This is a genomic window from Nocardioides sp. NPDC000445, from assembly GCF_040300245.1.
Classification (GTDB): Bacteria; Actinomycetota; Actinomycetes; order Propionibacteriales; family Nocardioidaceae; genus Nocardioides.
In genome coordinates this window covers 23,851-33,783 of sequence record NZ_JBEPDH010000036.1, presented here as the reverse complement: position 1 = coordinate 33,783, position 9,933 = coordinate 23,851, and the positions used below count along the sequence as shown (strand labels likewise).

At 69.8% G+C, this 9,933-nt stretch carries 10 protein-coding genes and 1 riboswitch; of the genes, 2 read left to right on the top strand and 8 right to left on the bottom strand.

The genetic code is table 11. From position 1 onward, the window contains the following. Window positions 1–213: 213 nt before the first annotated feature. Both ABT304_RS29945 and ABT304_RS29940 read left to right on the top strand, forming a co-directional pair. Window positions 214–822, top strand: a complete 609-nt coding sequence (locus tag ABT304_RS29945) for a class I SAM-dependent methyltransferase (protein ID WP_350720983.1) — start codon at window positions 214–216, stop codon at window positions 820–822. Window positions 823–952: 130 nt separating this feature from the next. Then, a complete protein-coding gene (locus ABT304_RS29940; RefSeq protein ID WP_350720981.1) occupies window positions 953–1,309 on the top strand; it encodes a hypothetical protein in 357 nt (118 codons plus the stop codon). A gap of 80 nt (window positions 1,310–1,389) precedes the next feature. Here the strand turns inward: ABT304_RS29940 and ribH are convergent, their stop codons facing one another. From ribH to ABT304_RS29900, 8 genes are all read right to left on the bottom strand, one after another. Continuing rightward, window positions 1,390–1,872 (bottom strand): 6,7-dimethyl-8-ribityllumazine synthase, encoded by a 483-nt coding sequence (gene ribH, locus ABT304_RS29935; RefSeq protein WP_350720979.1) that lies wholly within the window; start codon window positions 1,870–1,872, stop codon window positions 1,390–1,392. After that, window positions 1,869–3,134 carry a bifunctional 3,4-dihydroxy-2-butanone-4-phosphate synthase/GTP cyclohydrolase II gene (locus ABT304_RS29930; protein ID WP_457166035.1) on the bottom strand — a complete coding sequence of 422 codons (1,266 nt, stop codon included), beginning with the start codon at window positions 3,132–3,134 and terminating at the stop codon, window positions 1,869–1,871. The genes ribH and ABT304_RS29930 overlap by 4 nt, the downstream gene beginning before the upstream one ends. A 2-nt stretch (window positions 3,135–3,136) precedes the next feature. Next, window positions 3,137–3,733 carry a riboflavin synthase gene (locus ABT304_RS29925; protein ID WP_350720975.1) on the bottom strand — a complete coding sequence of 199 codons (597 nt, stop codon included), beginning with the start codon at window positions 3,731–3,733 and terminating at the stop codon, window positions 3,137–3,139. Next, window positions 3,733–4,791: a bifunctional diaminohydroxyphosphoribosylaminopyrimidine deaminase/5-amino-6-(5-phosphoribosylamino)uracil reductase RibD gene (gene ribD / locus ABT304_RS29920; protein ID WP_502890458.1), complete on the bottom strand. Its 1,059-nt coding sequence runs from the start codon at window positions 4,789–4,791 to the stop codon at window positions 3,733–3,735. The genes ABT304_RS29925 and ribD overlap by 1 nt, the downstream gene beginning before the upstream one ends. Before the next feature lie 99 nt (window positions 4,792–4,890). Continuing rightward, window positions 4,891–5,037: riboswitch (FMN riboswitch) on the bottom strand. A gap of 50 nt (window positions 5,038–5,087) precedes the next feature. Continuing rightward, on the bottom strand, window positions 5,088–5,756 hold the full coding sequence (gene rpe / locus ABT304_RS29915) for a ribulose-phosphate 3-epimerase (RefSeq protein WP_350720971.1): 669 nt from the start codon (window positions 5,754–5,756) through the stop codon (window positions 5,088–5,090). A gap of 28 nt (window positions 5,757–5,784) precedes the next feature. Further along, window positions 5,785–6,405 carry an HAD family hydrolase gene (locus tag ABT304_RS29910; RefSeq protein WP_350720969.1) on the bottom strand — a complete coding sequence of 207 codons (621 nt, stop codon included), beginning with the start codon at window positions 6,403–6,405 and terminating at the stop codon, window positions 5,785–5,787. Between the two features lie 126 nt (window positions 6,406–6,531). Beyond that, on the bottom strand, window positions 6,532–8,661 hold the full coding sequence (locus ABT304_RS29905) for an alpha/beta hydrolase (protein WP_350720968.1): 2,130 nt from the start codon (window positions 8,659–8,661) through the stop codon (window positions 6,532–6,534). Between the two features lie 73 nt (window positions 8,662–8,734). After that, the gene (locus tag ABT304_RS29900) at window positions 8,735–9,835 is read right to left on the bottom strand and encodes a class I SAM-dependent methyltransferase (RefSeq protein WP_350720966.1); all 1,101 of its coding nucleotides are present in this window, start codon (window positions 9,833–9,835) and stop codon (window positions 8,735–8,737) included. Window positions 9,836–9,933 lie beyond the last annotated feature (98 nt).

The following is a 9,933-nucleotide window of genomic DNA, read 5'->3' as shown; positions in this document are numbered from 1 at the left end:
CGAGATCGAGAACGCGCACTACGCTGCTAGAAACCATCTCTCCCCGACCGGGTAGAGACACCATCAGAAGTGTCCGGAAACACCGGGGCGGTTCACCCAACCCAGACACCCTGCTTCTAAATCTCCCAACCCAGACAACGTATTGGCCCCACCCGTGCTGGAACCCAAGCACGAGACCAAACAGACACACATCAACCACTACCCTGCTCACCGATGACCATGACAGAGATCGGCGCAGCCTACGACGGCCGCGCAACCGAGTACATCGACCTGTTCGGAACGATCGACCAGCTCGCCAAGCGCGACCACGAGACGATCACCACCTGGCGAGACACCACGACCGGCCGCCTACTCGATGCCGGCTGCGGCCCCGGGCTCTGGAGCCAAGAGCTCGCCACGGACGGCCTACGCGAGGTAGTAGGTCTGGACGCCTCGGCCGCGTTCGTCGCCGCCGCACGAGCGCGGTATCCGGAGGTCAGCTTCGAGCGAGCGGACATGGCCGACCTCCCGCTGGAGGACGAGTCGGTCGGCGGCATCCTGGCGTGGTGCTCGATCATCCACACCCCGCCCGCCGATCTTCCTGCGATCCTCGGCGAGTTCGCCCGCGTGCTCACGCCCGGCGGATCGGCGCTGATCGGCTTCTTCGACGGCGATCCCGGCGAGGCGTTCGACCACGCGGTGCACACCGCCTACTACTGGTCCGCCGAGGCGCTGGGAGACCTGCTCGCTCCGCACGGGTTCGTCATCGAGCGGGCAGCGTCCCGCCAGGATCCAGGGGCGCGCCGCCGGCAGGGCGACCTGGTCGCGAGGCGCACCGCCTGAGTCGCCCATGCACAAGCCACGACGCTGTGTACGTCGATTCGGGACCGGATACCCGAGCTTGGGCATGACGGCCTTCGATCTGCGTGTCAAGACTGAGACGGTCCCCTATCCGTCCCAGCAGGAGTTCATCATGCTTGTTCGTCGCATCACCACCGTGGCCGTCGCCACCATCGCTGCCCTTGCCATGTCGACCGGCGCAGCCAACGCACACTTCTGTTTCAACGAGCGTGCCGTCCAGCAGGGCGCACAGGGCATGGCTGACTCCGAGGGGTTCGTCACCTTCCACGATCTCGCCGCCGAGTTCACCGGGCTGTGCGACGCCGGGATCGAGGTCCTCGCCGACGCCGCCGGGATCGAGACCTGGACCGCGATCAACGTGCGCACGGTGATGGCACAGGGCGCCGACGGGAAGAGCCAGGGCATCGGCCACCTCGACTTCGACGCGATCGACGCCGCGTTCCCGGACGCGGTGGCCGCCTGCAGCTGACTCCGACTCCGAGAGGCAGCAGGTTGTGAAGCCGAGAGCGGTCCACCGACTGCTCTCAGGTTCACCACCCGCTCAGCGCCTCAGTAGTGGCGCACGCAGTCACGCAGAGCGAGCGCGGTCTCCATGGCCGCGGCGGCGGCCTCATAGCCCTTGTCCTCGCTGGACCCCTCGAGCCCGGCCCGGTCGAGCGCCTGCTCCTCGTTGTCGCAGGTCAGCAGTCCGAAGCCGACGGGGATGAGGTGGTCGATCGCGATCCGGTTCAGACCGTCGGTGGCGGCCGAGCAGACGTACTCGAAGTGCGGGGTGCCGCCACGGATGACGACACCGAGCGCGACGATGGCGTCGTAGCCCGACTTCGCGAGCGCGGCCGCGGCGACCGGGAGCTCGAAGGCGCCCGGGACCCGGACGACGGTCAGGCCGCCGACGGCGGCGTCCTTGAACGCGCGCTCGGCGCCGTTCAGCAGGCCGGCCATCACCTCGTCGTGCCAGCGCGCCGCCACGACGGCGACCCGCAGGTCGCTAGCGTCGACGACCTCGGGGGTCGGGGCTCCCTTGCCACTCATCGGTTCTCCTCAGACAGATCGGGCAGCGCGTGACCCATGCGGTCACGCTTGGTCAGCAGGTAGGCGAGGTTGTGCTCGTTGGGCCGAGGGGTCAGCGGGACCCGCTCGGCGACCTCGACACCGTACGCCTCGAGGTGACTCACCTTTTCGGGGTTGTTGGTCATCAGGCGTACCGCGTCGACCTTGAGGTCGCGCAGGATCTGCGAGGCGGCGCCGTAGTGTCGCGCGTCGGCGGGGAGGCCGAGGTCGAGGTTGGCGTCGACGGTGTCGCGCCCGCCGTCCTGGAGCTGGTAGGCCTGCAGCTTGGCGAGCAGTCCGATCCCGCGGCCCTCGTGGCCGCGCAGGTAGACCACCACACCGCAGCCCTCCGCCGCGATCCGCGAGAGAGCCTCCCGCAGCTGCGGCCCGCAGTCGCAGCGCCGCGACCCGAAGACATCCCCGGTCAGGCACTCCGAGTGCACGCGCGCGAGCACCGGATCGCATCCGGCGATGTCCCCGTAGACCAGCGCGACGTGCTCGACCCCGTCGTCGATGGTGCGATAGCCGTACGCGGTGAAGTCACCGAACTCGGTGGGGAGCCGCGTCACGGCGCGCCGCTCGACCAGCACCTCCGTACGCCGCCGGTAGGTGACGAGGTCGGCGATCGAGATCATCGCGAGACCGTGCTCATCGGCGAACTCCCGCAGCTGCGGGGCGCGCTGCATGGTGCCGTCGTCGTTGACCAGCTCGACCAGTGCACCAGCGGGCTCCAGTCCGGCCAGCCGGGTCAGGTCGACCGCGGCCTCGGTGTGACCGACCCGGACCAGCACTCCCCCCTCGCGTGCCCGCAGCGGGAAGACATGCCCCGGCCGGGTCAGGTCACCGGCGCCCGAGTGGGGCCCGGCCAGCAGCCGGGTGGTGAGCGCCCGGTCCGCGGCCGAGATGCCGGTCGAGACGCCCTCGCGGGCGTCCACGGACACCGCGTACGCCGTCTGCTTGCGGTCCTCGTTCACACGAGTCATCGGGGGCAGGTCGAGGGCGTCGAGTCTCTCCCCCGGCAGCGCCACGCAGATCACGCCCGAGGACCAGCGGATCGCGAACGCCATCACCTCCGGGGTCGCCAGCTCGGCGGAGAAGATCAGGTCGCCCTCGTTCTCCCGGTCCTCGTCGTCGACGACCACCACCGGCTTACCGGCCGCCAGGTCGGCGATCGCGTTCTCGACCGGGTCCAGGCGGACCCCCACGTACTGCTCGGTGCCCGATGAATTCAATCCAGTCTCGATGTTCACGGCCGAACCCCTCCCAGGAGCTTCTCGACATGCTTGGCGATGATGTCGGTCTCGAGGTTGACCTCGTCGCCGATGGCCCGGAACCCCAGTGACGTACGCGCCAGGGTCTCCGGGATGAGGCTGACGGTGAACGCGTCCTCGGTCACGCCCACCACGGTGAGGCTGATTCCGTCGACCGCGATCGAGCCCTTCTCGACGACATAGCGAGCCAGCTCCGGATCCAGGGAGATCGTGACGACCTCCCAGTGCTCGCTGGGCTCACGCGAGACGATGCGTCCGACGCCGTCGACGTGGCCCTGGACGATGTGGCCACCGAGCCGGGTGCTCGGGGTGACCGCGCGCTCCAGGTTGACCTGGTCGCCGGCCGAGAGCGCGTGCAGGCTGGTGCGCTTGAGCGTCTCCAGCATCACGTCGGCGGTCCACTCGTTCTCGCCCAGCGTGGCGACGGTCAGGCAGCAGCCGTTGACCGCGATGGAGGCGCCCAGCTCTGCGTCCGCCAGCACGGTGGCGGCGGAGATGGTCAGGCGTACGGCGTCGCCCTGGTCCTCGATCCCGGCGACGGTGCCGAGCTCCTCAACAATCCCGGTGAACATCACTGCTCCCCTTTCTGTGGTTCCAAGACGAACCGCACGTTCGGCTCCTCGCCGGGCGCGGCAGGTGAAAGCACATCGACCGAGCGCACCCGCGGCCGGAACGCGTCGGCGATGGTGGTGATCCCGAGGTCGGCGACGGCCGAGCGGCCGGCGCCGAGCAGGAACGGGGCGATGTAGACGACGATCTCGTCCACGAGTCCCGCCTCCAGGAAGGCCGCAGCCAGGGTCGGCCCGCCCTCGAGAAAGACATGGCGCCGCTCGCGCTCCCACAAGGCGGCCAGCGCCGAGTGCGGGTCGCGGGTGCGCAGATGGAGCGAGGGCGCCTGAGCGTCAAAGATCCGGCGGTCCTCGGGCAGGTCGCGCTCCCCCATGACGACCCGGAGAGGCTGTACGCCGACCGGTCGGTCCTCCAGGTCACGGACCGTCAGCGCGGGGTCGTCGACCGCGACCGTGTTGGTCCCGACCAGCATCGTGTCGCTCAGCGCACGCAGCTTGTGGGTGTCGAGCCGCGCGGCGCGCGAGGAGACCCAGCGGGAGGTGCCGTCGGCGGCGGCGCTGCGTCCGTCGAGGGTGGTGGCGAACTTCCAGGTGACGTAGGGGCGCTGCAGCTCGGCCGCCCGGGTCCAGACCCGGTTGAGCTCACGGGACTCCGCTGCGTACAGGCCCTGCTCGACCTCGATGCCCGCCTGCTTCAGCGTGGCGGCACCACCGGCGGCGACCGGGTTGGGGTCGGACTGGGCGTAGACGACACGGGCGACGCCGGCCTCGATCAGCGCCTGCGAGCACGGGCCGGTGCGGCCGGTGTGGTTGCACGGCTCGAGCGTCACCACCGCGGTGGCTCCACGGGCTGCCTCGCCGGCCTTCGCCAGCGCATCGACCTCCGCGTGTGGAGTGCCGGGCCCACGGTGGTAGCCCTCGGCGATCATCGACCCGTCAGGCCCCAGGAGTACGCAGCCCACCCGCGGGTTCGGGTAGGTGGCAGGCCCCGGGGCGCCGATCGCAGCGGCCAGGTCCAGGGCGCGACGCATCGCTCCCGGCTCCGGGTCACGCTGGTCCAAGCACTTCATCTGATCCCCTCTGGTCCGTCTCACGGACTCCGGGGTCAGGCCGAGACATCGCGCCGCGCCCCGGTCTCGGGGCGCTCACGACGAATCGGGCTGCGTGCGTCTTCCCATCCGGACTTTAACCGTCGGTCCAGGAGTTTCACCTGGTCAACCGATGACTGGCTGCCATCGGGTCGCGGACTTCTGAACTTTCGTCCAGTCACCGCCGGCTCGGAATTTCACCGACCCCAGAGCACGCGAGCACAAGCTCGTCTTCAACCAGTGTGCCACACGAGTGGCACGACGCCTGATCAGGCGTCGACTGCTGAGACGGCCTTGTCGCGCAGCGCGTTGACCATCGCATCCGGGTCGGCCGCCGAGTAGACGGCGGAGCCGGCGACGAAGACGTCGGCCCCGGCCTCAGCGCAGCGCTCGATGGTCTCCAGCGAGACGCCGCCGTCGACCTGCAGCCAGGTCTCGAAACCGTGCTTGTCCATCATCGAACGGGTCCGGCGGATCTTGGGCAGCACCAGATCGAGGAACTTCTGCCCGCCGAAGCCGGGCTCGACGGTCATCAGCAGCACCATGTCGAGCTCGGCCAGCATGTCCTCGTACGGCTCGATCGGGGTCGCCGGCTTGAGCGCCATCGAGGCGCGGGCGCCCTTGGCGCGGATCTCGCGGGCCAGCCGGACCGGCGCCTTGGTGGCCTCGACGTGGAAGGTCACCGAGCCGCAGCCGGCCTCGACGTACGCCGGGGCCTCACGGTCGGCGTTCTCGATCATCAGGTGGGCGTCCAGCGGCACCGCGGTGGACCGCGCAAGCGCTTCGACCATCGTCGGCCCGAAGGTCAGGTTGGGCACGAAGTGGTTGTCCATCACGTCGACATGGACCCAGTCGGCGCTGGGGATCCGGGCGACTTCCGCCCCGAGGGCTGCGAAGTCGGCGTTCAGGATGGACGGAGTGATCTGGATGTGGCCCACGGAAGGCACCCTAGATGACCCCGAGGGGTCACAGGGCAGCCAGGTCGGCGTACGTCAGCCCCTCGAGCGTGTCCCGGAAGACCCGGCGCTCGCCGGGGGCGACGGGCACGTGGTTCTCGACCACCAGCACGGTGCAGCCGGCGGCCTCGGCGGAGCGCGCTCCGGTGTTGGAGTCCTCGACCGCGATGGTGTCCTCGGCCGCGACACCGAGGGCAGCGGCCGCGGTGAGGTAGGGCTCGGGGTGGGGCTTGCCGTTGCGGACCATGTCGCCGGTGACGATCACCTTGAAGGTGCCCTCCGGGAGCTGCTGGAGGATGGGGCCGACGAACCGGGCGTACGACATCGTCACCAGCGCGCACGGCACGCCCTGCTCGAACAGGTCGGTGAGCAGCTCGCGCGCTCCGGGTCGCCACGGGACCTCGCGCTCGACCTGCTCGACCACACCGTCGAGGAGCATCTCGACGATCTCCTCGGGCTCGTGAGGAAGGCCCATGCCCTCCTTGACCAGGCGGGCCGACTCGATCAGCGCATTGCCGACCAGCTCCATCGCCTGCTCCTCGGACCAGGTCGCCCCGAAACGCTCGGCGATGGCGTACTCCGCCGCGATCCAGTAGGGCTCGGTGTCCACCAGGGTCCCGTCCATGTCCATCAAGATCGCAGCCGGGAAGGGCCCGGACGAGCTGCTCTGTGCCTGGTTGGTGTTCAGCGGAGCCTCCGTGGAACGAGATCGGTTCGCGTGCGCGGGACCAACCTTAGGCCCGCCCGGTGGAGGGGATCAGAGAAGGTCGGCGATCAGCGCGGCGGCGCGATCGGCGCCATCTGCCTCGACCGGTCGGCTGTGGTTGTTGCGGCCGATCTCGTCGGCGATCGCTCGCGCGAGAGTGTCGGGGGTGAGGTCGTCGTACTCGAGACAGCGGCCGGCACCGTACTGCTCGAGCCTGTGGCGTACGTGGATGTTCTGCTCGAAGTGGTGGCGCAATGGCACGTAGATGAACGGTGTGCCGGCAGCGGTCAGCTCCATCGTCGTGGTCAGCCCGCCCTGCACGACGGCAAGGTCGCAGGCCCCGAGGAGCCGGTGCAGATCGGGGACGAAGCCGAGCACGTCGACGCCGGGCCGCGCTCGGACGACGCCGGTGTCCAGGCGCGGCCCCGTCACGAGGACCATCCGAAGGCCCGGCACGGCCGCGCGGGCGGCGTCGTACGCGTCTTCCACCCGGCGGAGCAGGTGGCTGCCGACGCCGGACCCGCCGACGGTGACCACGCAGACCCGCTCATCAGGTCGCCAGCCGAGCTCCCTTCTCAGCCGCGCCCGATCGGCGATCGAACCCGGGTCGATCCCGGTGACGTAGCCGCTGAAGTCGTAGTGCTGCCGGGTCCAGGCGGAGATCTCGGGCAGGTCGGCGCCGAAGTGGCCGGGCACGACGTCCTCGGGGTTTCCGACGAAGATCGCGCGGTCGCGCAGCCGTGGATGGCGCTCGACGTGCTCGAGCATCTCGCCGTTGTGGTCGGCGATGACGAACCGTTCCCGCTCGTCGTCGTCGGGCATCGGGAGGAAGCCGACGAAGTCGGTGAGCCACGCGTAGCCGAAGCGCTTCAGCTCGGGGTTCTCGTGGAGGAAATGGTCGACGTCCCAGGCCTCGTCGCCGATGACGAGGTCGTAGTGGTCGTCGCGGACGACGTCATCGAAGACCATGAAGTTGTTGACGAGGACCTCGTCCATGCGCCTTATCGCGTCGAAGACATGGAGGTCGTGCTCGCCCGACTCCTCCTCGATGTGGCGCGACTCGTTGGCGAGCCACCTGCTGGCTGGGTGGACCCGCTCCCCGGCCGCCTCGAGGACCCGGGTCACCGGGTGCTGGGCGAGCCAGTCGACCTGGACGTCCTCGTGACGCTCCCGGAGAGCCTGCGCGATCGCGAGGTCGCGGCGGGCGTGACCCAGCCCGATCGGCGAGGAGAGGTAGAGGACCTTCTTGGGCCGGTGGGACGCGCGGACCCAGGTGCGACCCGCCGGCGGCGAGGGGTGGACCGCGTCCGCGAAGTCCTTGATCAGGTGATTGATCTTGACCGGGTCTCGGCCCACCGGGCCGTGCCCGCTGCCCTCGAGCAGCACCAGCGACCCTCCGGTGAGCTCGACGAGGCGCTCACTGATCGCGACCGGTCGGATCTGGTCGTCGGTCCCATGGATCGCGAGGACCGGGCACTGGACGCGGCCGCAGATCTCCTCGACCGAGGCGCACACCACCCCGTCGCACCCGAGCCGTGCTGCGGTGGAGTCGGCGACGACCTGCGGCGTCGTCTCGTGCGCCCAGGCGATGCAGTCCTCGATCTGTTTGGTCGAGTGCGGCTCAGGGAACATCTTGGCGAAGAAGAACTCGAGGAAGTCGTCATAGCCGCCCTCGAGCCAGTGGTTCCGGTTGTACTTCGCCCATCCGTCCGTGGTGTCGAGGCGGGCGTCCCAGACGAAGGCGTCCCGCTCCTGGACGATCGGGAACCCGCAGGCCGCCCCGATCGCGACCAGTCCGGCCACCCGGTCCGGGTGGTCCGCGGCAAGGTGCAGACTCCACGCGACCCCGCAGGACAGCCCCACGACGACGGCCCGGTCGGTGCCGGTGGCGTCCAGGACGGCGAGGGCGTCCGCGGCGTACGCCTCGTTCGTGTACGCCGCCGCACCCTCCGGCCGGTCGGACCGGCCGTTGCCGCGACCGTCGAAGGTGACGACTCTGAAGTGTCGCGCCAGGTAGCCGATCTGCGCCTTCCAGAACCGGGAGTGGATGATCGTCCAGGTCGGCATCAACATGATGGTGCGGTCGTCCGGGCCGGCGGTCGTTGCACCGTAGACCTCGTAGTGGACCTTGACGCCGTCCGTCTCCACGTAGCCGTCGGCGTCGGGCTCGCGTGCCCTCATGGCCCCAGTGTGACTCGGTTGGGCCCGGTCGCGCCGGGCTTCGACCGATCGACGGGCCGCGCGAGCCTCTCGCTCACGGCCGGACCTCGTAGACACGGTTGAACGGGGTCTCGGACACGCCCTCGAACCGGGTGAACCCGGCCGCGATCGTCACGTCGCGGATCCGAGCCGGGCCGGCCTGGGTCCCCAGCGCGAGCCCTACGTCCTGGGCGAGCGAGCTGGGCGTGCAGAGCAGGGTGGAGAAGCCGTAGTAGGCGCGGCCCACAGCGTGCAGGTTGTCCTCGACGTGGTCACCGGCGATGGGCTCGACGACCATCCAGGTGCCGTCCTCGGCGAGGGACTCGCGGACGTGCCGCGCCGCGCCGACCGGGTCGCCCATGTCGTGCAGGCAGTCGAACATGGTGACGAGGTCGTAGTCGCTGCCACCGAACGCGGACGCCGGGGCGACCTCGAACCTCACCCGGTCCGCGACGCCCGCAGCCGCGGCGCGCTCGCGCGCGGTCGCGATCGACGCCTCGTGGTAGTCCCACCCGACGAACCGAGAGTTGGGGAAGGCCTGCGCCATCAGGATCGTCGAGGCACCGTGGCCGCAGCCCACGTCGGCCACCGTCGCACCGCGCTCGAGTTTCTCGACGACACCGTCGAGGGCGGGCAGCCACTCGGGGATCAGATGGGCGTTGTAGCTCGGGCGGAAGAACCGCTCGCAGCCGACGTGGACGTCGGCGTCGTGCTCGTGCCATCCGTAGCCGCCGCCGTTGCGCGCGGCCTCGAGGATGTGTGAGGCGTCGTGGACGGTGCCGAGCGCGATCTGGAACATGCCGGGCAGGAAGGCCGGGCTGTCTTCGACGGTCAACGCCACCGCGTGCTCCGACGGCAGCGTGAACCGGCTGGTGGCCGGGTCGTAGGTCACGTACGAGCCGGCGGCCTGGGCGTTGAGCCACTCGCGGGCGTACGGCTCGCCGGTGGCAGTCCGTGCGGCGAGCTCGGCCGGGGTGCTCGGCCCGTTGGCCGCGAGGTCGCGGTAGTAACCGAGCTTGTCGCCCATCACCACCAGAGCGGCGTTGAGCGTCGCACCGACCTCGTCCACCGCTCGGAAGACGAAGGCCATCAGCTTGTCCATGTCGATCTCGACCTCGTTCGTGCCCGGGGTCATGGCGTCATCAGTAGTGGTCATGACGGGAACGCTAGGAACGCCTCGCATGTCCTCGCGTCAGGTGCCCCACCTAGTCGCTCTGGGTACCCAGGACCAGGTAGGGCGCCGTTCGGTCGTGG

What these genes read in the sequence shown, in the direction of transcription:
- ABT304_RS29945 (WP_350720983.1), top strand. Translation starts at nt 214, where the DNA reads ATGACCATGACAGAGATCGGCGCAGCCTACGACGGCCGCGCAACCGAG.
- ABT304_RS29940 (WP_350720981.1), top strand. Translation starts at nt 953, where the DNA reads ATGCTTGTTCGTCGCATCACCACCGTGGCCGTCGCCACCATCGCTGCC.
- ribH (WP_350720979.1), bottom strand. Translation starts at nt 1,872, where the DNA reads ATGAGTGGCAAGGGAGCCCCGACCCCCGAGGTCGTCGACGCTAGCGAC.
- ABT304_RS29925 (WP_350720975.1), bottom strand. Translation starts at nt 3,733, where the DNA reads ATGTTCACCGGGATTGTTGAGGAGCTCGGCACCGTCGCCGGGATCGAG.
- ABT304_RS29910 (WP_350720969.1), bottom strand. Translation starts at nt 6,405, where the DNA reads ATGGACATGGACGGGACCCTGGTGGACACCGAGCCCTACTGGATCGCG.
- ABT304_RS29905 (WP_350720968.1), bottom strand. Translation starts at nt 8,661, where the DNA reads ATGAGGGCACGCGAGCCCGACGCCGACGGCTACGTGGAGACGGACGGC.
- ABT304_RS29900 (WP_350720966.1), bottom strand. Translation starts at nt 9,835, where the DNA reads ATGACCACTACTGATGACGCCATGACCCCGGGCACGAACGAGGTCGAG.